The sequence below is a fragment of the Pseudomonas sp. RC10 genome (assembly GCF_038397775.1).
Classification (GTDB): domain Bacteria; phylum Pseudomonadota; class Gammaproteobacteria; order Pseudomonadales; family Pseudomonadaceae; genus Aquipseudomonas; species Aquipseudomonas bambusae.
The window spans coordinates 2,272,295-2,293,150 of the sequence record NZ_CP151650.1 but is presented as its reverse complement, the minus strand read 5'-3'; the positions used below and the strand labels follow the sequence as shown (position 1 = coordinate 2,293,150).

Annotated in this window: 19 protein-coding genes; 15 read left to right on the top strand and 4 right to left on the bottom strand. The window is 58.9% G+C overall.

What is annotated here, in order from left to right:
* Window positions 1–10 precede the first annotated feature (10 nt).
* Together lolA and AAEO81_RS10625 are read right to left on the bottom strand one after the other, a co-directional pair.
* Window positions 11–634: an outer membrane lipoprotein chaperone LolA gene (gene lolA / locus AAEO81_RS10630; protein ID WP_166594823.1), complete on the bottom strand. Its 624-nt coding sequence runs from the start codon at window positions 632–634 to the stop codon at window positions 11–13.
* Between the two features lie 75 nt (window positions 635–709).
* Window positions 710–3,115: a DNA translocase FtsK 4TM domain-containing protein gene (locus AAEO81_RS10625; RefSeq protein WP_341963486.1), complete on the bottom strand. Its 2,406-nt coding sequence runs from the start codon at window positions 3,113–3,115 to the stop codon at window positions 710–712.
* Window positions 3,116–3,565: 450 nt separating this feature from the next.
* Here AAEO81_RS10625 and aat point away from each other — a divergent pair, with 450 nt between their 5' ends.
* The 3 genes from aat (at window position 3,566) to infA (ending at window position 5,330) form a co-directional block, all read left to right on the top strand.
* Entirely contained in the window at window positions 3,566–4,255 is a 690-nt protein-coding gene (gene aat, locus AAEO81_RS10620) for a leucyl/phenylalanyl-tRNA--protein transferase (protein WP_341963483.1), read from the top strand.
* 47 nt (window positions 4,256–4,302) lie between these two features.
* On the top strand, window positions 4,303–5,010 hold the full coding sequence (locus AAEO81_RS10615) for an arginyltransferase (protein WP_166594820.1): 708 nt from the start codon (window positions 4,303–4,305) through the stop codon (window positions 5,008–5,010).
* Window positions 5,011–5,111: 101 nt separating this feature from the next.
* Entirely contained in the window at window positions 5,112–5,330 is a 219-nt protein-coding gene (infA, locus tag AAEO81_RS10610) for a translation initiation factor IF-1 (RefSeq protein WP_002553999.1), read from the top strand.
* A gap of 108 nt (window positions 5,331–5,438) precedes the next feature.
* Here the strand turns inward: infA and clpA are convergent, their stop codons facing one another.
* Both clpA and clpS read right to left on the bottom strand, forming a co-directional pair.
* Window positions 5,439–7,709, bottom strand: coding sequence for an ATP-dependent Clp protease ATP-binding subunit ClpA (gene clpA / locus AAEO81_RS10605; RefSeq protein ID WP_166594819.1), 2,271 nt, complete (start codon window positions 7,707–7,709; stop codon window positions 5,439–5,441).
* A gap of 29 nt (window positions 7,710–7,738) precedes the next feature.
* Entirely contained in the window at window positions 7,739–8,101 is a 363-nt protein-coding gene (gene clpS / locus AAEO81_RS10600) for an ATP-dependent Clp protease adapter ClpS (RefSeq protein ID WP_166594818.1), read from the bottom strand.
* 222 nt (window positions 8,102–8,323) lie between these two features.
* On the opposite strand from clpS, the gene cspD reads away from it, so the two are divergent.
* The 12 genes from cspD (at window position 8,324) to AAEO81_RS10540 (ending at window position 20,853) form a co-directional block, all read left to right on the top strand.
* Window positions 8,324–8,587, top strand: coding sequence for a cold shock domain-containing protein CspD (gene cspD / locus AAEO81_RS10595; RefSeq protein WP_341963478.1), 264 nt, complete (start codon window positions 8,324–8,326; stop codon window positions 8,585–8,587).
* A 630-nt stretch (window positions 8,588–9,217) separates the two neighbouring features.
* Entirely contained in the window at window positions 9,218–11,443 is a 2,226-nt protein-coding gene (locus tag AAEO81_RS10590) for an NADP-dependent isocitrate dehydrogenase (RefSeq protein WP_341963476.1), read from the top strand.
* A 38-nt stretch (window positions 11,444–11,481) separates the two neighbouring features.
* Window positions 11,482–11,757: a hypothetical protein gene (locus AAEO81_RS10585; RefSeq protein WP_341963474.1), complete on the top strand. Its 276-nt coding sequence runs from the start codon at window positions 11,482–11,484 to the stop codon at window positions 11,755–11,757.
* Window positions 11,754–12,194, top strand: a complete 441-nt coding sequence (locus tag AAEO81_RS10580) for an NUDIX hydrolase (protein ID WP_341963471.1) — start codon at window positions 11,754–11,756, stop codon at window positions 12,192–12,194. The genes AAEO81_RS10585 and AAEO81_RS10580 overlap by 4 nt, the downstream gene beginning before the upstream one ends.
* Before the next feature lie 71 nt (window positions 12,195–12,265).
* Window positions 12,266–13,396, top strand: a complete 1,131-nt coding sequence (gene mnmA, locus AAEO81_RS10575; protein WP_341963469.1) for a tRNA 2-thiouridine(34) synthase MnmA — start codon at window positions 12,266–12,268, stop codon at window positions 13,394–13,396.
* On the top strand, window positions 13,396–14,016 hold the full coding sequence (gene hflD / locus AAEO81_RS10570) for a high frequency lysogenization protein HflD (RefSeq protein ID WP_341963467.1): 621 nt from the start codon (window positions 13,396–13,398) through the stop codon (window positions 14,014–14,016). Before mnmA ends, hflD begins: the two co-directional genes overlap by 1 nt.
* 132 nt (window positions 14,017–14,148) lie before the next feature.
* Entirely contained in the window at window positions 14,149–15,519 is a 1,371-nt protein-coding gene (purB, locus tag AAEO81_RS10565) for an adenylosuccinate lyase (RefSeq protein WP_166594812.1), read from the top strand.
* A gap of 84 nt (window positions 15,520–15,603) precedes the next feature.
* Window positions 15,604–16,770: a cupin domain-containing protein gene (locus tag AAEO81_RS10560; protein ID WP_341963465.1), complete on the top strand. Its 1,167-nt coding sequence runs from the start codon at window positions 15,604–15,606 to the stop codon at window positions 16,768–16,770.
* Window positions 16,763–17,188: a GNAT family N-acetyltransferase gene (locus AAEO81_RS10555; RefSeq protein ID WP_341963464.1), complete on the top strand. Its 426-nt coding sequence runs from the start codon at window positions 16,763–16,765 to the stop codon at window positions 17,186–17,188. Before AAEO81_RS10560 ends, AAEO81_RS10555 begins: the two co-directional genes overlap by 8 nt.
* Window positions 17,189–17,357: 169 nt before the next feature.
* On the top strand, window positions 17,358–18,146 hold the full coding sequence (locus tag AAEO81_RS10550) for a secretin N-terminal domain-containing protein (protein ID WP_341963462.1): 789 nt from the start codon (window positions 17,358–17,360) through the stop codon (window positions 18,144–18,146).
* Between the two features lie 482 nt (window positions 18,147–18,628).
* Window positions 18,629–19,954 (top strand): isocitrate lyase, encoded by a 1,326-nt coding sequence (gene aceA, locus AAEO81_RS10545; RefSeq protein ID WP_341963461.1) that lies wholly within the window; start codon window positions 18,629–18,631, stop codon window positions 19,952–19,954.
* A gap of 485 nt (window positions 19,955–20,439) precedes the next feature.
* Window positions 20,440–20,853, top strand: a complete 414-nt coding sequence (locus AAEO81_RS10540; protein ID WP_108239282.1) for an NADH-quinone oxidoreductase subunit A — start codon at window positions 20,440–20,442, stop codon at window positions 20,851–20,853.
* The last annotated feature ends 3 nt before the right edge of the window (window positions 20,854–20,856 follow it).

Sequence of the window (20,856 nt, the reverse complement as noted above, 5' to 3'; positions counted from 1 at the left end):
TTCGAACCTCTTATTCCTGAATGACGTCCGCGCCTTTCGGGATCTGGAACTGGAATTTGCTCGCCGCGACAGGCTCGTTGGCCTTGACGCCGGTGAACAGGATATTGGTGCGCTGGCCGACGCTGTCGATCAACTGCATGTCGTTGATCATGCCGTTGCGGAACGACAGACGCAGGTTATCGAACAGGGTGTCCTTGGATTTCGGCTTCAGCACGAAGTCGATCACGCCGCCCGCTTCCTTGGCGCTGATGTCGAAGCTTTCGCTGATCTTCGACACGTCACCGGACAGCAGCAAGGCGGGGGTCTGGGTCAGGCGCTGGTCGAGGGTCTTGATGGTGACCTGTTCCAGGTCCGGGTCCCACAGCGAGACTTTCTTGCCGTCAGAGACCATCAGTTGTTCCTGAGGCGCGTCAGTGTGCCAGTAAAACAAGCCTGGTCGCTGCAACACCATGTCGCCTGCGGTTTCCTGCAACTGCGTGCCACCACCGTCCAGCGTCAGCTGGGAAAAGCGGCCGCTCAGGGTTTTCGAGCTTTCCAGCAGCTGGGTCAGACGCGCCACGTCCTTGCTGTCGGCGTGGGCCGGGAGAGCGGAAAAAGCCAGTGCAGATACCAACAACATGCGGATAAGACGCATGGGAGTCCTCTTTGGGGTCAATTAACACGGACGGCGCCATGAGGCGCCATCCGATTACATGTCATGGGCGAAGTGTCAATCACGCGCGGGGCTGGGTGCAATCACTTCCCGCGAGCCATTGGTGTTCATGGCGGTCACGACACCGGCCATTTCCATGGCTTCGATCATCCGCGCGGCGCGGTTATAACCAATCTTGAGCTTGCGCTGCACGGCCGAGATCGACGCACGACGGCTTTCCAGCACGAAGTTGACCGCCTCGTCGTACAGCGCATCGGTTTCGGCGTCGTCACCGTCGCCTCCGCCGCTGCTGCCCTCGAACCCGCTTCCGGCCTCTTCGACGCCATTGAGGATATCGTCGTTGTACTGCGGCGTGCCGCGCAGTTTCCAGGCTTCGACGACGCGGTGAACCTCGTCATCGGACACGAAGGCGCCGTGCACCCGGATCGGCAGGCTGGTGCCCGGTGGCATGTACAGCATGTCACCGTGGCCGAGCAGTTGTTCGGCGCCGCCCTGATCAATGATGGTCCGGGAGTCGATCTTGCTCGACACCTGAAACGCCATACGGGTCGGAATGTTCGCTTTGATCAGACCGGTGATCACGTCAACCGACGGACGCTGGGTCGCGAGGATCAGGTGGATGCCTGCGGCACGGGCCTTCTGCGCGATACGGGCGATCAGCTCTTCGACCTTCTTGCCGACGATCATCATCATGTCGGCGAATTCGTCGACCACCACGACAATCGTCGGCAGCTTGGTCAGCAGCGGCGCTTCGTCGTGAATGCTTTCGCGGTGATACAACGGGTCCGAAATCGGCGTCCCGGCGTCTTCCGCTTCCTTGATCTTGTGGTTGAAGCCCGACAGGTTACGTACGCCCATCTTGGCCATCAGCTTGTAGCGACGCTCCATCTCGGCCACCGACCAGCGCAGGGCATTGGCGGCGTCCTTCATGTCGGTCACCACCGGGCACAGCAGGTGCGGGATGCCTTCATAGATGGACAGCTCAAGCATTTTCGGGTCGATCATGATCAGCTTGGCGTCTTCCGGGCCGGACTTGAACAGGATCGACAGAATCATCGCATTTACACCCACCGACTTACCGGAACCGGTCGTACCGGCCACCAGCAAGTGCGGCATCTTGGCGAGGTCAGTGATGATCGGCTTGCCGCCGATGTCATGCCCCAGCGCCAGCGTGACCGGCGATTTGAAATTGTCGTATTCGGGGGTCGACAACACTTCGGAGAAGCGCACGATCTGCCGGTCTTCGTTGGGAATCTCGATACCGACCGTCGTCTTGCCCGGAATCACCTCGACCACGCGGACGCTGGTCACGGCCAGAGAGCGCGCCAGGTCTTTCGCAAGGTTGGCGATGCGGCTGACCTTGACCCCCGCTGCCGGTTGAATCTCGTAGCGGGTAATGACCGGACCGGGATGGATGGAATCCACGGTGACTTCGACGCCGAATTCCTTGAGCTTGATTTCCAGCAGATGCCCAACGGCGGCCAGTGACTCAGGCGAATAGTTGAGCTGCTTCTTTTCTGCCGGGTCGAGAATCGAGATAGGCGGCAGGGTGCCTTCCACGGCGCTGTCGACGAACAACGGCGCCTGTTTCTCTTTCAATACGCGCTTGCTCGGCTCTGGCGGCTTGGCCGGCGCCGGGGCGATGACCGCGGGGATGTGCTTCTCGCGAGCCACCATGTGCTCGCTCAGAGCCTGCTCGCGCTCGATCAGGCGCTCCTTGGCCTTGGCCTGTTCACGACGATCCGGCACCACCGGCGCCACCACTTCGTCGACACGCATGTCGACTTCCCGCAGTTGAGCGACCATTTGCTTGCGCTCGGTGCGCTCGGACCACCAACGGTTGATCGCACCCTGAAACAGCTCGAACAGGTCCAGCGTGATCTTGCCCGTGGTGTCCATCACCTTGAACCACGACAAGTCGGTGAACACGGTCAAACCGAACAGGAACAGCGCGATGAACAGCAGGGTGCTGCCCTGCACGTTGAGCGCACGCTTGGCCAGATCGCCCAGCACCTCGCCCAGCACACCACCCGCGGAACCCGGCAGGCCCGATGCGGAGTGGAAATGGATATGTGCCAACGCGGCGCCGGCCAGTATCAGGAACACCAGGCCAATCATGCGCCAGGAAAACAGCCAGCCGCTCCATTGCCATGGGTCGTGCCGCTGCCGGAACACCTGATACGCCTTGACCCCTAGCAAAATGGGGAAGATGTAAGCGAAATAGCCCAATACCATGAACAGAATATCGGCGGAGAACGCGCCCGCACGGCCTGCGGCGTTCTGCACCTGGACGGAACTGCTGGTATGGCTCCAGCCCGGATCGGCCTGATCGTAGGTCAACAAGGCCATCATCAGGTACAGGCACAAGAAGCCGAATGCGATCAGCGCACCTTCCTTGAGTCGGTAGTGCAAATGCTGCCGCCAGAGCGGAACGGGACTGGGTGCTGCGGTGGATTTCTTCAAAACGCTTCAATTCCTGCGCGCTAGCGCGAACATCTGGTGGTTGACTATAAACGACTGAATTGACGAAATAGCACTGACCGATTCCTGTCGTATCTGAAACGCGGTCGTCGTTGAACGCACGCTCGACAGGTGACTTGAAATGAGGTTAAACAACATCGGGCATTGTACGGATTTGCACGCTGCACGCCACGATAGTCTGGCGCGGACCTTGCCGATCTTCAAGCGTCGATGCCAACGGGCGATTTGAGCATGCATTTTCTTTGCTGACAAAGGGTTATGACGTGTTTTTCTCGCGCTACGGAACTGTCGAATGGCCATGATCCACATGAAGGCTGCAAATCTGCACCGCCCGTCACAATGCGGTGCCGGTCAAGGCCCTGTGACCGCATTCCTGGCGTGTAGTTGCACGGGCCCGCGCACTCCCCTCCCCTCTCGCCAAAGCGGAACGCTATGCTGACCTGGTTACAACGCGACACCCTTGATTTTCCACCGCTGGAAAAAGCCATGCGTGAACCCAACGGGTTGCTCGCAGGCGGTGGGGATCTGTCTGCCGATCGACTGATTCAGGCCTACCGGCATGGCTGTTTTCCGTGGTACCAGCAGGGCCAGCCGATCCTCTGGTGGTCGCCCGATCCGCGCACCGTCTTGTTTCCCGACGAGCTGCACGTCTCCCGCAGCCTGGCAAAAGTGCTGCGACAAAAACGTTATCAGGTGACGTTCGATCAGGACTTTGAGGCCGTCATCCGCGCCTGCGCAGGGCCACGGGCCTACACCCACGAAACCTGGATCACCGGTTCCATGCAAGCGGCTTACGTCGAGCTGCATGCTCGCGGCTTCGCTCACAGCGTTGAAGTGCGTGAAAACGGTGAGCTGGTCGGCGGTTTGTACGGCCTGGCGATGGGTCAGCTGTTTTTCGGCGAGTCGATGTTCAGCCGCGCCGACAATGCCTCCAAGGTCGGTTTCGCCACCCTGGTTGAACATCTCAAGGCATGGGGTTTCGTGCTGATCGATTGTCAAATGCCGACACAACACCTGCAAAGCTTCGGCGCCCGGCCAATCCCACGACGAACCTTCGCCGACTACCTGAACAAACACCTCGATCTGACGCATTCCGCCGACTGGCTACCTAGGCGAGTTTGAGTCGGCTGGCATACACTCTTAACTAAAGTTTTTTCCGAGGGTTGATCATGACCGAGCTGGCGCGGCTTAAGTTTTATGCCACTCAACCCCACTCCTGCAGCTACCTGCCCGAAGAACAAGCCACAACGCTGTTCCTCGATCCCAGCCAGCCGATGGACGTGCAGGTCTATGCCGACCTTTCCGACATGGGCTTTCGCCGCAGTGGCGACCATCTCTATCGCCCGCACTGCCAGAATTGCAGCGCGTGCGTGCCTGCGCGCATTCCTGTCGGGCTGTTCGTGCCCGATCGTCAGCAAAAGCGCATCCTCAAGCGCAACGCAGACATCGAAGTTATCAGTACAAAGCCGCATTTCAGTGAAGAGTATTTCGACCTGTACCAGCGCTACATCGAGCAGCGTCACGCGGACGGCGACATGTACCCGCCCAGCCGCGATCAGTTTTCGACCTTCCTGGTGCGCGACCTGCCTTTCTCCCGGTTTTACGAATTCCGTCTGGAAGGTCGGCTGCTCGCCGTGGCCGTCACCGACTTGCTGCCGAATGGCCTGTCTGCCGTTTACACGTTCTACGAACCTTCCGAGGAGCGCCGAAGCCTGGGACGCTTCGCCATTCTCTGGCAAATCGCCGAAGCGGCGCGTCTGCAGCTGCATGCGGTGTACCTCGGTTACTGGATCAAGAACTGCAAAAAGATGAATTACAAGACGCAATATCGCCCTATCGAGCTGCTGACCAATCAAAGATGGGTCACTCTTTACTGAATCCCTTGGCTTGCCCCTCACTTTTCGGGCACAATGCAGCCCGCTTTTGCCTGGCTGCCGTTTGCACCGGGCCATTCATTGGATACCGAGGGCTTTACTGCATGTCGAAAGAAGACAGCTTCGAAATGGAAGGCACTGTCGTCGACACCCTGCCCAACACCATGTTCCGTGTGGAGTTGGAAAATGGGCACGTCGTAACCGCGCACATCTCCGGCAAGATGCGCAAGAACTACATTCGTATTCTGACCGGCGACAAGGTCCGCGTTGAACTGACGCCGTATGACCTGAGCAAAGGGCGCATCACCTACCGCGCCCGCTAACAGGTCCACACAAAAACGCCCGGCTTATGACCGGGCGTTTTTGTTGGTGCGACTCAAGACAGCAAAAAGGCGCCAATCGGCGCCTTTTTGCTGTGCAGCGGTTGAACGTCAGGCCATTTCCGCCGTGGTTTCGTAGTCGAACGTGATCTCGCCATCCTTGAAGTCGATGTGAACCACACCGCCATGCTCGGACAACTCGCCGAAGAGGATTTCCTCGGCCAGTGGACGCTTGATCTTGTCCTGAATCAGACGTGCCATTGGGCGAGCGCCCATTGCCGCGTCGTAGCCACCTTCGGCCAGGTAACTTCTGGCAGCGTCGGTGACTTCCAGCAGAACCCGCTTGTCTTCCAGCTGCGCCTGAAGTTCGGTGAGGAACTTGTCCACCACGCTTTTGATGACCTCATGGCTGAGGCGACCAAATTGGATGATGGTGTCTAGACGGTTGCGGAATTCCGGCGTGAAGCTCTTCTTGATGACTTCCATCGCATCAGACGAGTGATCCTGATGGGTGAAGCCAATCGAAGCACGCGCCGCGGTTTCAGCACCGGCGTTGGTAGTCATGATCACAATCACGTTGCGGAAGTCCGCTTTGCGACCGTTGTTGTCAGTCAGCGTACCGTGGTCCATCACCTGCAGCAGCAGGTTGAAGACTTCAGGGTGCGCCTTCTCGATTTCATCGAGCAACAAGACACAGTGGGGCTGCTTGGTGATGGCTTCGGTCAGCAAACCACCCTGATCGAACCCGACATACCCCGGAGGCGCACCGATCAGACGCGAAACGGTATGGCGCTCCATGTACTCGGACATGTCGAAACGAACCAGCTCGATCCCCAACGCCTTGGCCAGCTGACGCGCCGCCTCGGTTTTACCCACACCGGTCGGCCCTGCGAACAGGAACGAACCGACAGGCTTGTCAGGCGACTTGAGACCGGCACGGGACAGCTTGATCGCCGTGGACAGCGAATCAATGGCTGCATCCTGACCGAAGACGGTCAGTTTCAGATCGCGTTCGAGGTTACGCAGCAGTTCCTTATCGGAGCTGTTGACGTGCTTAGGCGGAATCCGCGCGATTTTCGCGACGATGTCTTCCACCTGCGGCACTTCGATGCGCTTGACCCGAGACTCGACCGGCTGCAGACGCTGATAGGCACCCGCCTCGTCGATGACGTCAATCGCCTTGTCGGGCATGTGACGGTCATTGATGTAGCGCGACGCCAGTTCAGCAGCGGCGCGCAGAGCTTCGTCGCTGTATTCGATATTGTGGTGCTGCTCGAAACGACCTTTTAGGCCACGCAGAATACCGATGGTGTCTTCGACCGACGGCTCGGAGACGTCGACTTTCTGGAAGCGACGGGCAAGCGCACGGTCTTTTTCGAAGATGCCGCGGAATTCCTGGAACGTGGTCGAACCGATGCAACGGATATCACCCGAAGACAGCAGCGGCTTGAGCAGGTTGGAGGCGTCCATCACGCCGCCCGACGCAGCACCGGCACCAATGATGGTGTGGATTTCATCGATGAACAGGATGGCATGCGGACGTTTTTTCAGCTCACCGAGCAGCGCCTTGAAGCGCTTCTCGAAATCGCCACGGTATTTGGTACCGGCCAGGAGAGCGCCGAGATCAAGGGAGTAGACGACGCTGTTGGCCAGCAGGTCCGGCACCTGATTGTCAACGATACGCTTGGCCAGGCCTTCGGCGATGGCCGTCTTGCCGACACCGGCCTCACCGACCAGCAACGGGTTGTTCTTGCGACGGCGCGCGAGAATCTGAGCAACACGCTCGACTTCCAGCTCACGGCCGACAAGGGGATCGATGCGGCCTTGACGGGCCAATTCATTCAGATTGCTGGCATAGGCATCCAGAGGATTGCCCGAAGAAGAAGACTCACCGCCCTCATCATCCTGCATATCTTGCTCACCTTCAGAGTGATCGCCATGCCCAGGCACTTTGGAAATGCCATGAGCGATATAGTTGACGACATCGATACGGGCAACGCTCTGCTGTTTCAGCAGAAACACCGCCTGACTTTCCTGCTCGCTGAAAATCGCCACCAGCACGTTGGCGCCAGTGACTTCACGCTTGCCGGAACTCTGCACATGGAAAACCGCACGTTGAAGCACACGCTGGAAGCCCAAAGTCGGTTGCGTCTCGCGATCCTCATCATGAACGGGGATCAACGGCGTCGTGGAGTCGATGAACTCCTGAAGGTCGTGTTTGAGTTTGTCGAGGTTCGCGCCGCAGGCACGGAGAACAGTGGCGGCAGCCTCATTGTCCAATAGGGCCAGCAGAAGGTGCTCGACGGTCATGAATTCATGACGTTTGGAGCGGGCCTCCTTGAAAGCCAAATTGAGGGTGACTTCGAGCTCACGGTTTAACATAGCTTCACCTCTTACCCAAGTGTCCGGCGTTAACCGTCCTTCTCGATCTCACAGAGTAGCGGATGCTGGCTTTCCCTGGCGTATTGGTTGACCTGCATTGCCTTGGTCTCGGCGATGTCGCGGGTAAACAATCCACATACCGCCCGTCCCTCTGTATGGACGGCCAGCATGACCTTGGTCGCCAGCTCACGATTCAGATTGAAGAACACCTCCAGCACTTCAACAACGAAATCCATGGGGGTGTAGTCATCGTTGAACAAAACCACCTTGTACATCGGTGGCACCTGCAATGTCGGCTTGGCTTCCTGCACCGCGATGCCCGCCGCTTCGTCCTCATGGGACTGCGGGTCATCCTGATTGAATGTTAGTCGAATCTTGCTCATTGCATGCATGGTAAAGGACGTTCGTAGGGGACGAAATTAAATAGATTGGTCATGATCATGCACATTATCGATTGGACCGCCACATGACCTTGACTATCGGCTAATCGGTGTTACAAACAATAGAACCCACATTGGGTAAAAAGGGTCCGCGCAGTCAACCAAAATTTTTTAGGTCCGGCGGATGAGAGGTGATGATACTCCCATCGGAGTCCTTTGCAGAGGGATGTGACTATGCTAAGCGGTAAGGTCAAGTGGTTTAACAACGCCAAGGGGTATGGCTTCATCGTTGAAGACGGCAAGTCCGAGGACCTGTTCGCCCACTACTCGGCGATCAAAATGGACGGCTACAAGACGCTCAAGGCCGGTCAGCCGGTCAACTTTGAGATCATCCAGGGCCCCAAAGGTTTGCACGCGGTAGAGATCAGCGCCGCAGCGACCAAAGATCCCGTTCACGCTCCTATCACGCAACACGAACACAGCAAAGATCACGCCTGAGCCGGACCGTTCAAGCGCGAGACTCTAAAACCGGCCAGCCTTTCATTGGGCTGACCGGTTTTTTTATGCGCGATCACCGTGGCTTTCTCTCTATAGAAGTTACCCAGGCCTGCAAAGACAGCAAACTGGCTTCAGCCCGGGACTGCCCTTGTGCTTGCGTGTGGGATCGACAACCCCTTCCCCGGCATCCAATGCTCCTTTAGTCGAAAACCGGCTTGCGATTCACGACGCCTTCACTACGCTTCAACGACTGCGACAGTCTGCCGCAGACCCCGTGAGACGCGGGCTTCAAGGTTTTGCGGAATTTCTGCGGTGGCCACCGGGAGGCTGAACCGATCAACGCGAGCGTCAAGCGTTCACACTACTATCGTATTAATGGCCGGGACCGGTGGTATACTCGCCGCCGGTGACCATAGGGTCATTGGGGGCCGAGCCATCTGAAACGCGACTTTCAGCCCTCCGAGGCCGAACGCTCAACCCGCATTCGGCCGCTTGACGCTCGATTGATGAACCCCATATCACGCGACGAAATTCTCGACTTTCGGCTCATCGTTTCCTTGGGCGAAAGTGCCTACCCTGCGCATCTCGAAATTTTGTGTACGCTCAGCAAAGAAGAGAGTTATCCCGAAAATGTCCAACCGCTCGAAGATCATCTATACCTTCACCGACGAAGCTCCTGCCCTCGCCACCTACTCACTGCTGCCGATCATCGAAGCGTTCACCGCTTCCGCTGACATCGCCGTCGAGACTCGCGACATCTCCCTTGCAGCCCGTATCCTTGCCAGCTTCCCAGAGCAGCTGGGCGACAAGAAGGTTTCCGACGATCTGGCAGAGCTGGGTGAACTGGCGACCACGCCCGAAGCCAACATCATCAAGCTGCCGAACATCAGCGCCTCGGTTCCTCAACTGAAGGCCGCGATCAAGGAACTGCAAGCCAAGGGCTACAACGTCCCGAACTACCCGGACGAAGTTGTCACCGAAGCCGACAAAGTCGCTCAGGCCGGTTATGACAAGGTAAAAGGCAGCGCCGTGAACCCGGTCCTGCGTGAAGGTAACTCCGATCGCCGTGCGCCGCTCTCGGTCAAGAATTATGCGCGCAAGCACCCGCACAAGATGGGCGCCTGGGCTGCAGACTCCAAATCCCACGTTGCCCACATGGACAGCGGCGACTTCTACGGCAGCGAAAAATCCGCGCTGATCGACAACGCTGGCTCCGTGAAGATCGAACTGATCGGCAAGGACGGCAAGAACACTGTTCTGAAAGAAAAGACACCGGTCCTGGCCGCTGAAATCATCGACTGCGCCGTCATGAGCAAAAAAGCCCTGCGCGCATTCGTCGCCAAGGAAATCGAAGACGCCAAGAAGCTAGGCGTGCTGTTCTCCGTTCACTTGAAAGCCACCATGATGAAGGTCTCCGACCCGATCATGTTCGGCGAGTTCGTGGCCGAGTACTACCAGGACGCGCTGAAGAAGCACGCTGAAGTCCTGAAAGAAATCGGTTTCAACCTGCACAACGGCATCGGCGACCTGTACGCCCGCATCAAGGATCTGCCCGCTGACCAGCAGGCGCAGATCGAAGCCGACGTCAAAGCCGTGTACGCGACCCGCCCTCCTCTGGCGATGGTCAACTCCGACAAAGGCATCACCAACCTGCACGTACCGAGCGACGTCATCGTCGACGCTTCGATGCCTGCGATGATTCGTGATTCCGGCAAGATGTGGAACAACGACGGCGTCCTGCAGGACACCAAGGCCGTGATCCCGGATCGCTGCTACGCCACCATCTACCAGGCGGTCATCGAAGACTGCAAGAAACACGGCGCCTTCGATCCGACCACCATGGGCAGCGTGCCGAACGTTGGCCTGATGGCTCAGAAAGCCGAAGAATACGGCTCCCACAACAAGACCTTCCAGATCGAAGCTGACGGCGTGGTTCGCGTCACCGACGACAAAGGTCAGGTGTTGATGGAGCAGAACGTTGAAGCGGGCGACATTTTCCGCATGTGTCAGACCAAAGACGCGCCGATCCAGGACTGGGTCAAACTGGCCGTCAACCGTTCGCGCCTGAGCAACACCCCGGCCATTTTCTGGCTGGACCCACAGCGCGCCCACGACGCCGTGATGATCAAGAAGGTCGAGAAGTACCTGAAAGACCACGACACCACTGGCCTGGACATCACCATCAAGTCGCCAGTCGACGCGATGAAGGTTTCCCTGGAGCGCATCCGCGCTGGCAAGGACACCATCTCGGTCACCGGTAACGTGCTGCGTGACTACCTGACCGACCTGTTCCCGATCATGGAACTGGGCACCAGTGCCAAGATGCTGTCGATCGTACCGCTGATGAATGGCGGCGGTCTGTTCGAAACCGGCGCTGGCGGTTCAGCACCGAAGCACGTTCAACAGCTGAACGAAGAGAACTTCCTGCGTTGGGACTCGCTGGGCGAATTCCTGGCACTGGCGGCTTCCCTGGAGCACCTGGGCAACGTCTACAACAACCCGAAAGCGCTGGTACTTGCCACTGCCCTGGACAAGGCCACCGGCCAGTTCCTGGACAACAACAAGTCGCCATCGCGCAAGGTTGGCGGTATCGACAACCGCGGTAGCCACTTCTACCTGGCGACCTACTGGGCTCAGGCCCTGGCCGCTCAGACCGAAGATAAAGAGCTGCAAGCCAAGTTCACCCAGCTGGCCAAAACCCTGACCGACAACGAAGCGACCATCGTCGCCGAGCTGAACGGTGTACAGGGCAAGCCTCTGGACATCGGCGGCTACTACTTCGCCACGCCGGAACTGGCCAGCAAAGCCATGCGTCCGAGCAAGACCTTGAACGACGCGATCAACGCGCTGAAGTAAGGCTTGCCGGATCGGCGGCTTATGCCGTCGAACGCAACATGAAAACCCCGGCCCTGCGCCGGGGTTTTCTTTTTCAGGCGACACAGAGGTCATCCACTGTTCGCAGCCACACATCGGCACCCGCTTATGGCAGCAAACATCTCATTTGGCTTGGCAACACGATCTGTGGGAGCGAATTCATTCGCGAAAAGGCGTTACTAGCCGATAAATCTCCATCGGCCGTAATATTTTTCGCGAATGAATTCGCTCCCACAGGGAATGTGCAGTTCCTTGCCATCGGTCATCTGCCCCACCTCAAAGAGCCCTTTACATGACCTGGCAACCCCACATCACTGTCGCCACCATCGTCGAAGACAACGGCCGCTTCCTGTTCGTCGAAGAACTGAAAAACGACAAGCTTGTCCTCAATCAACCTGCCGGGCATCTGGAACCGGACGAAACCCTGCGTGAAGCTGCGATCCGCGAAACCCTGGAAGAAACCGGCTGGGACGTCGAGCTGACCGGCGTGGTCGGCATTTATCTGTACACCGCCCCCAGCAACGGCGTGACTTACCAGCGCGTGTGCTTCGCCGCCAAACCGATCAAGCATCATCCGGGGCGCGAGCTGGACACCGGCATTGTCGGCGCGCCCTGGCTAACCCGCGACGAGCTGGCCCATCAGCCCGACCGCTGGCGCAGTCATCTGGTGCTGGACTGCGTCGACGACTACCTCGCAGGCCCCCTACACAGCCTCGATGTTGTGCGCAATTGAATAGCTTTTAGCCTTGGCGCCGACTCCCTGCTAGAATCGCGTCCTTTTCCAAGCTACCCATCGAAACCCCTATGTCTGATTCAGCCTTTTCCAATACAGAAAAGAAGCGCGTCATTGTCGGCATGTCCGGCGGCGTGGATTCTTCGGTCTCCGCCCTTCTGCTCATGGAGCAGGGGTATCAGGTGGAAGGCCTGTTCATGAAGAACTGGGAAGAAGACGACGGAACGGAATACTGCACCGCCATGGACGACCTCGCGGACGCCCAGGCCGTGTGCGACCGAATCGGTATCAAGCTGCACACGGTGAACTTCGCCGCCGAGTACTGGGATAACGTCTTCGAGCACTTCCTTGAAGAGTACAAGGCCGGTCGCACGCCGAACCCGGACATCCTGTGCAACCGCGAGATCAAGTTCAAAGCGTTTCTCGATTACGCCTTCATGCTCGGCGCCGACCTGATCGCCACCGGACACTACGTGCGGCGTCGCGACATCGATGCGCGCACCGAGCTGCTCAAGGGCTTGGACCCTAACAAGGACCAGAGCTACTTCCTGCACGCCGTCGCGGGCGAGCAGATCGCCAAGACCCTGTTCCCCGTCGGCGAACTGGAAAAGCCGGAAGTCCGTGCCATCGCCGAGAAGTACGAACTGGCCACCGCCAAGAAAAAGGATTCCACCGGGATCTGCTTCATCGGCGAGCGCCGCTTCACTGACTTCCTCAAGCAGTACCTCCCCGCTCAACCGGGCGAGATCAAGACCACCGAAGGCGACGTCATCGGGCGCCACGCTGGCCTGATGTACCACACCATCGGTCAGCGTCAGGGCCTGGGCATCGGCGGCCTGAAAGATGCGGGCGACGAACCGTGGTATGTGCTGGAAAAGGACCTGGTGAACAACGAGTTGATCGTCGGCCAGGGCAACGAGCACCCCTGGCTGTTCTCCCGCGCCCTGCTCGCTTCGGAAATCTACTGGGTCAACCCGATCGACCTCAGCACACCACGCCAGTTAACCGCCAAGGTCCGTTACCGCCAGGGCGATCAACACTGCACTCTGGAACGCACCGCCACCGGCTACCGCGCCACGTTCGACGAGCCGCAACGCGCCGTGACGCCGGGCCAGTCCGTGGTCTTCTACGACGGCGAAATCTGCCTCGGCGGTGGCGTCATTGAAATCGCCGAACCCTGGCACAGCAAGGACCCTCGTTGATGAGTCCGATTCAAGAGCAACTCCTCGCCTTGGGCGGGGTGTTTCAGGCCGCGGTGCTGGTGGACCGCATCGCCAAGACCGGCCAGGCCGGCGAAGCTGCCGTCGGCTGCCTGCTGGGCGGTCTGCTGGTGATGGACCCCAAGGACACACTGGACGTGTTCGGCGGTGACGACCTGAACCTGCGCGAAGGTTATCGCGCCCTCGCCAGCGCTCTTGAACGCGACCCGGGCACGTTGCAACGGGAGCCATTACGTTACGCGCTGGCGATGCTCGGCCTGGAACGTCAGTTATCCAAGCGCGACGACATGCTGGAAATCATCGGCAAACGCCTGCCTCAGATCCAGTCGCAAGTGGAGCATTTCGGCATCGTTCACGAGAACGTGATCGCCGCCAGCGGCGCGCTGTATCAGGACACGCTGAGCACCCTGCGCCAGCGGATTCAGGTTCACGGCGACATGCGCAACCTGCAACAACCCAACAACGCCTCGAAAATCCGCGCCCTGCTGCTGGCCGGGATTCGCTGCGCACGGCTTTGGCGACAAGTGGGCGGTCACCGCTGGCAACTGGTCATCAGCCGTCGCAAGTTATTGAAAGAACTGTATCCGCTGATGCACGGCTGATCGCCGCGCACCTGGAAATAGCCCGTTACACACACACGGCGCGATCCATCTCGGTCAGTCGGCCTCGGCTGACCCGAATTTTCATGTATGATACGCGCCCCATTTCGTTGCCCGACTGTCCGAGAGCACCCCATGCAGCTTTCTTCGCTCACTGCGGTTTCCCCTGTAGACGGCCGCTACGCCGGCAAAACCCAGGCCCTGCGCCCTATATTCAGCGAATACGGCCTGATCCGTTTCCGCGCCCTCGTCGAGGTTCGCTGGCTCCAGCGCCTGGCGGCACACCCGCAAATCCCTGAAGTCCCGGCGTTTTCCGCCGAAGCCAATGCCATCCTCGATGCGCTGGCCGATGACTTCGCCCTCGAACACGCCGAGCGCGTGAAAGAAATCGAGCGCACCACCAACCACGACGTCAAGGCGATCGAATACCTGCTTAAAGAGCAGGCGGCCAAATTGCCGGAGCTGGCCAAGGTCAGCGAATTCATCCACTTCGCCTGCACCAGCGAGGACATCAACAACCTGTCCCACGCGCTGATGCTGCGCGAAGGCCGTGACACCGTGCTGCTGCCGCTGATGCGTCAGATCGCCGAGTCGATCCGCGAGCTGGCGATCCGTTTCGCCGCCGTGCCGATGCTGTCGCGCACCCACGGCCAGCCTGCCTCGCCGACCACCCTCGGCAAAGAGCTGGCGAACGTCGTCTACCGCCTGGAGCGTCAGATCGCTCAAGTCGCCGCCGTTCCGCTGCTGGGCAAGATCAACGGCGCCGTCGGCAACTACAACGCGCACCTGTCGGCCTACCCGGACATCGATTGGGAAGCCAACGCCCGCGCCTTTATCGAAGGCGAGCTGGGTCTGGGTTTCAATCCGTACACCACGCAGATCGAACCGCACGACTACATCGCCGAGCTGTTCGACGCCATCGCGCGCTACAACACCATTCTGATCGACTTCGACCGCGACATCTGGGGTTACATCTCCCTCGGTTACTTCAAGCAGAAGACCGTCGCCGGTGAAATCGGCTCCTCGACCATGCCGCACAAGGTCAACCCGATCGACTTCGAAAACTCCGAAGGCAACCTGGGCATCGCCAACGCGCTGTTCCAGCACCTGGCGAGCAAGCTGCCGATTTCCCGCTGGCAGCGCGACCTGACCGACTCCACCGTGCTGCGCAACCTCGGTGTGGGCTTCGCTCACAGCGTGATTGCCTACGAAGCGAGCCTCAAGGGCATCGGCAAGCTGGAGCTGAACGAGCAGAAGATCGCCGCTGATCTGGACGCGTGCTGGGAAGTCCTGGCCGAGCCGATCCAGACGGTGATGCGTCGCTACGACATCGAGAACCCGTACGAAAAACTGAAAGAGCTGACACGCGGCAAGGGCATCAGCCCAGAGGCGTTGCAGACTTTCATCGACGGCCTGGACATGCCTGCCGAAGCCAAGGCCGAGCTGAAAAAGCTCACCCCGGCCAACTACATTGGCAACGCCGTGGCACAAGCCAAGCGTATCTGATCCAGCCGCACACGCTCTGAACGCCCGGCTGAGCCGGGCGTTTTTATTCCAGTCTGAAAAACACGTTTTTTCAATAGGTTACACATGAATCCTGATATTCCTGTTCAGCTGCTTGGTGGCATTACAGCGCGTGAGTTCCTGCGCGATTACTGGCAGAAAAAACCCCTGCTGATCCGCCAGGCGATTCCGGACTTCGAAAGCCCGATCGACGCTGACGAACTGGCCGGCCTGGCCCTGGAAGAAGAGATCGAGTCGCGCCTGATCATCGAAAACGGCGTGCGTCCGTGGGAACTGCGTCGCGGCCCGTTTGCCGAAGACGAGTTCAGCAAGCTGCCGGAAACCGAGTGGACCCTGCTGGTTCAGGCCGTCGACCAATTCGTGCCTGAAGTGGGCGAGCTGCTGGACAACTTCCGCTTCCTGCCGAGCTGGCGCATTGACGACGTGATGATCAGCTACGCCGCGCCAGGTGGCAGCGTTGGCCCGCACTTCGACAATTACGACGTATTCCTGCTGCAAGGCCACGGCAAGCGGCACTGGAAAATCGGCCAGATGTGCGACACCGACAGTCCGCTGCTGGAGCATGCCGACCTGCGCATCCTCGCCGACTTCCAGGGCACCGATGAATGGACGCTGGAACCGGGCGACATGCTGTACCTGCCGCCACGCCTGGCTCACTGGGGCGTTGCCGTCGACGACTGCCTGACCTATTCGGTCGGCTTCCGCGCCCCGAGCGCGGCGGAAGTGCTGACCCACTTCACCGACTTCCTCAGCCAGTTCATGTCGGACGAAGAGCGTTACACCGACGCCGACGCGCAACCGGTCAGCGACCCGCACGAAATTCAACGCGACGCGCTGGATCGCCTGAAGGCCCTGCTCGCCGAACACATGAGCGACGAGCGCCTGCTGCTGACCTGGTTCGGCCAGTTCATGACCGAGCCACGCTACCCGGAAATGGTGGTCGGGCCGGAACTGGACGATGCTGAACTGCTCGACAGCATGGAACAGGGCGCGATCCTGATTCGCAACCCGAGCGCGCGCCTGGCGTGGTCCGAAGTCGACGAGGACCTGCTGCTGTTCGCCAGCGGCCAGAGCCGTCTGCTGCCCGGTCGTCTGCGCGAGCTGTTGAAACTGGTCTGCTCGGCCGATGCACTGCATATCGACAATCTGGGCCAATGGCTGGCAGATGACGATGGTCGCAACCTGCTCTGTGAGCTGGTCAAACAAGGAAGTCTGGGGTTTGCTGATGAATAAGATCCACGTACGGGTAGCCGACTGGCAGAAAGACAACGCCGACATCCGGCGTATTCGTGAAGCTGTGTTCATCGCCGAGCAATCGGTGCCGCCCGAACTGGAGTGGGACGCCGAAGACGCAGGCGCACTGCATTTTCTGGCACTGGAAGGCGACTACCCGATTGGCACGGCCCGACTGCTGCCAGACGGCGAGATCGGGCGACTGTCGGTCCTTAAAGACTGGCGTGGCCTGAAAGTCGGCGACGCGCTGCTCAACTTCGTCATTGCCGAAGCGGAAAAGCGCGACCTCAAGGAGCAGAAACTCAGCGCCCAAGTGTACGCCACGGCGTTTTATGAGCGTTTTGGCTTCACTGTGGTGAGTGAAGAGTTCCTCGAAGCCGGTCTGCCTCACGTGGACATGGTGCGCAGCTCGCGCTAAACCGGCGATCTCGCGCACACTGAACGCCCCGCCGCCCTCGCCTTGGCTGACTATGCTGAGACCAGGACGCCGGGGCGTTCTGCTGTCTGCGATTCAATTTGGCCGTGTCCAGGCCGACAAACTGGCACACTCAACGCTTTGATGCGCCCCCTTCGCGGAGATCACACCGATGTCGTTACGCACCCTGCTCGCTTCAGTGTTGTTGGCTTGCAGCTTCACGGCGGTTGCCGCCACCGAAGTCATTCCCTTGAATTACCGCACCAGCGACGACCTGATGCCCACCGTGAAATCCTTTCTCGGCAACGAAGGCACCGTGAACGCCTACGGCAATAAGCTGATCGTCAACGCCGAGCCGGCGAAAATCGGCGAGCTGCGCGACCTGTTGTCTCAGCTCGACACCGCGCCGAAACGCCTGATGATCAGCGTCGACACCAGCGACAACACCGTCCAGAACGACCAGGGCTATTCGGTCAACGGCACCGTGCGCTCACAAAATGGCCGCGTCAGTGCCGACGGCAAAACCCGGATCATTAATTACGGCACTGCCAGTCGTGACGGCGGCGTGCAACAGGTGCAGGCCAATGAAGGCACCCCGGCACTGATCCAGGTTGGTCAGAGCATTCCGATCACCAATGTGCAGACCGACTCATACGGCTATGCACAGACCAACACCCAATACCGCAACGTCACCCGCGGCTTCTACGTGACAGCCACGATTACTGGCGACATCGTTCACCTGAACATCAGCACCAACAACGACCGCATGAGCCAGCAACAGGCCGACGCGATCAAGGTGCAGAGCACAGACACGCAAGTCAGCGGGCGATTGGGCGAATGGATCACGCTCGCCGGGGTCAGCGACCAGTCCCGCGCCGACGAGCAGGGCGTCACCCGCCGCTATTCGACCCAGGGCCGCGACGACATGACCCTGCGCGTGAAGGTCGACAGCCTCGACTGAGCCCCTCCTGAGACACCCTCCCATCCCTCAATATGTAGTGCCATTCAGAGCACTACATCTCGCCTGTTTCCCGTGACCACCCAGTATTCCCGCCGACTCCCCCGTACCAGCACCTCCGAGCCCGAAACTGACTGATGAGTCGTATTAGACGAAAGATGTAGTGAGCTAAAAATATCACTACAAAACGTTTGACGACGAAAAAAAGCCGAGGCATGATGGCCTCGCTCCCGCAGAAAAGAAGGTTTTGCAGAACGCAGCAGAATCGCGCCTGAACTCAACAAGATCGAGCCGATTCGCATCTTTTAAGCCCAAAAGGCCGTTTCATCGCCTCACTACCGTGATCGCGAACAAACACCCCGATTGCAACGCATGCTTTCCGATTTCGTGAGCACCCAAAAGTGCGCCTTGAAGAAACCTCAGGCGCTGACAGAGCAACGAGCTTCACCTCTAGACCCACAAGACCAAGCGACGAGGTTTACCCCATGGCACTGACACGCGAACAACACATTGCAGCCATCGAGAAAGACTGGGCCGAGAATCCACGCTGGAAAGGCGTGACCCGCACCTACTCCGCTGCTGACGTCGTCCGCCTGCGTGGCTCGATCCAGCCAGAACACACGTTCGCCAAATTGGGCGCTGAAAAGCTCTGGAACCTGGTGACCCAAGGCGCGAAACCGTCCTTCCGTCCCGACAAAGACTTCGTCAACTGCATGGGCGCCCTGACCGGCGGCCAGGCCGTGCAACAAGTGAAGGCCGGCATCCAGGCGATCTACCTGTCCGGCTGGCAAGTGGCCGCGGACAACAACTCCGCCGAATCGATGTACCCCGACCAGTCGCTGTACCCGGTGGACTCGGTGCCGACCGTGGTCAAGCGCATCAACAACTCGTTCCGCCGCGCTGACCAGATCCAGTGGAAAGCCGGCAAGAACCCTGGCGATGAAGGCTACATCGACTACTTCGCGCCGATCGTGGCGGACGCCGAAGCCGGTTTCGGCGGCGTACTGAACGCCTACGAGCTGATGAAAAGCATGATCGAAGCAGGCGCTGCAGGCGTTCACTTCGAAGACCAACTGGCCTCAGTGAAGAAATGCGGCCACATGGGCGGCAAGGTGCTGGTACCGACTCAGGAAGCCGTGCAGAAGCTGGTGGCTGCGCGCCTGGCGGCTGACGTCGCTGGCGTTCCGACCATCATCCTGGCCCGCACCGACGCCAACGCGGCGGACCTGCTGACCTCGGATTGCGACCCGTACGACAAGCCGTTCGTGACCGGCACCCGTACCCCGGAAGGTTTCTACAAAGTGCGCGCCGGTCTGGATCAGGCCATCGCTCGCGGCCTGGCGTATGCGCCGTATGCCGACCTGATCTGGTGCGAAACCGCCAAACCGGACCTGGACGAAGCCCGTCGTTTCGCCGAGGCGATCAAGAAGGAATACCCGGATCAACTGCTGTCGTACAACTGCTCGCCTTCCTTCAACTGGAAGAAGAACCTGGACGACGCGACCATCGCCAAATTCCAGCGCGAGCTGTCGGCAATGGGCTACAAGCACCAGTTCATCACCCTGGCGGGCATCCACAACATGTGGCACAGCATGTTCAACCTGGCGCACGACTACGCCCGCAACGACATGACCGCCTACGTGAAGCTGCAAGAGCAGGAGTTCGCTGACGCCGCCAAAGGCTACACCTTCGTGGCGCACCAGCAGGAAGTGGGCACCGGCTACTTCGACGACATGACCACCGTGATCCAAGGCGGCCAGTCCTCGGTCACCGCACTGACCGGCTCGACCGAAGAAGAACAGTTCCACTGAGTTCAACGCGTCATGCAGAGGCCGCCCATGGGCGGCCTTTGTCATTTGTGGGCATTTAATCTCCTACTCAAGTAGTAGGTCATCAGTCGATAGACATGACGAATGGATCTGCAAAAGTTAATAAGAAAGATCGTCTATTAGCTCGTCATTTGACGGAAGCTGTTACGCCAACTTCATCACCTCACGGCGACAGGGAGAAAAGGAAGTTTCAAATGATAGTAATTATCATTTAACCCCTCGCTTTTTCTTTACCGTTTACAGAAAACATAATTAACGAAATGAGCTGTAATGCCCATGTTCAGAGGCCCTAAGCACGTAATCCGTGATCTGCCTCATTAATCCCGTGAATAAATTTGATGTAGAAAATTTACTTGCCCCTGTTTTGCACATAAAATCCCGTGATTGATCGCTCTGCGACATATCGTCACTGCCTCTACTTCTTTTTCAAGCTCAGAGACCTTTGCTCTCTGCTAAGGATTGCCAGCATGTCCGAATCGACAGGTTTGATTGCCCACAACTGGGGCTTCGCCATTTTCCTTTTGGGCGTCATCGGCCTTTGCGCATTCATGCTCGGTCTCTCCAGCCTGCTCGGTTCCAAAGCCTGGGGTCGCAGCAAGAACGAACCGTTCGAATCCGGCATGCTGCCTACAGGCGGCGCCCGCCTGCGGCTGTCCGCAAAATTCTATCTGGTCGCGATGCTGTTCGTGATTTTCGATATCGAAGCCCTCTTTCTGTACGCCTGGTCTGTGTCCGTCCGCGAAAGCGGCTGGACCGGCTTCGCCGAAGCTCTCGTTTTCATAGCAATTCTGTTGGCAGGTCTTGTCTACCTATGGCGGGTAGGGGCGCTCGATTGGGCTCCCGTTGGTCGTCGTAATCGGCAGGCGAAGCTAAAACAATGAGGC

Excerpts from the sequence above, each read along its gene's own strand:
- lolA (WP_166594823.1), bottom strand. The coding sequence starts at position 634 with ATGCGTCTTATCCGCATGTTGTTGGTATCTGCACTGGCTTTTTCCGCT.
- aat (WP_341963483.1), top strand. The coding sequence starts at position 3,566 with ATGCTGACCTGGTTACAACGCGACACCCTTGATTTTCCACCGCTGGAA.
- AAEO81_RS10615 (WP_166594820.1), top strand. The coding sequence starts at position 4,303 with ATGACCGAGCTGGCGCGGCTTAAGTTTTATGCCACTCAACCCCACTCC.
- infA (WP_002553999.1), top strand. The coding sequence starts at position 5,112 with ATGTCGAAAGAAGACAGCTTCGAAATGGAAGGCACTGTCGTCGACACC.
- clpA (WP_166594819.1), bottom strand. The coding sequence starts at position 7,709 with ATGTTAAACCGTGAGCTCGAAGTCACCCTCAATTTGGCTTTCAAGGAG.
- clpS (WP_166594818.1), bottom strand. The coding sequence starts at position 8,101 with ATGCATGCAATGAGCAAGATTCGACTAACATTCAATCAGGATGACCCG.
- cspD (WP_341963478.1), top strand. The coding sequence starts at position 8,324 with ATGCTAAGCGGTAAGGTCAAGTGGTTTAACAACGCCAAGGGGTATGGC.
- AAEO81_RS10590 (WP_341963476.1), top strand. The coding sequence starts at position 9,218 with ATGTCCAACCGCTCGAAGATCATCTATACCTTCACCGACGAAGCTCCT.
- AAEO81_RS10585 (WP_341963474.1), top strand. The coding sequence starts at position 11,482 with ATGAAAACCCCGGCCCTGCGCCGGGGTTTTCTTTTTCAGGCGACACAG.
- AAEO81_RS10580 (WP_341963471.1), top strand. The coding sequence starts at position 11,754 with ATGACCTGGCAACCCCACATCACTGTCGCCACCATCGTCGAAGACAAC.
- mnmA (WP_341963469.1), top strand. The coding sequence starts at position 12,266 with ATGTCTGATTCAGCCTTTTCCAATACAGAAAAGAAGCGCGTCATTGTC.
- hflD (WP_341963467.1), top strand. The coding sequence starts at position 13,396 with ATGAGTCCGATTCAAGAGCAACTCCTCGCCTTGGGCGGGGTGTTTCAG.
- purB (WP_166594812.1), top strand. The coding sequence starts at position 14,149 with ATGCAGCTTTCTTCGCTCACTGCGGTTTCCCCTGTAGACGGCCGCTAC.
- AAEO81_RS10560 (WP_341963465.1), top strand. The coding sequence starts at position 15,604 with ATGAATCCTGATATTCCTGTTCAGCTGCTTGGTGGCATTACAGCGCGT.
- AAEO81_RS10555 (WP_341963464.1), top strand. The coding sequence starts at position 16,763 with ATGAATAAGATCCACGTACGGGTAGCCGACTGGCAGAAAGACAACGCC.
- AAEO81_RS10550 (WP_341963462.1), top strand. The coding sequence starts at position 17,358 with ATGTCGTTACGCACCCTGCTCGCTTCAGTGTTGTTGGCTTGCAGCTTC.
- aceA (WP_341963461.1), top strand. The coding sequence starts at position 18,629 with ATGGCACTGACACGCGAACAACACATTGCAGCCATCGAGAAAGACTGG.
- AAEO81_RS10540 (WP_108239282.1), top strand. The coding sequence starts at position 20,440 with ATGTCCGAATCGACAGGTTTGATTGCCCACAACTGGGGCTTCGCCATT.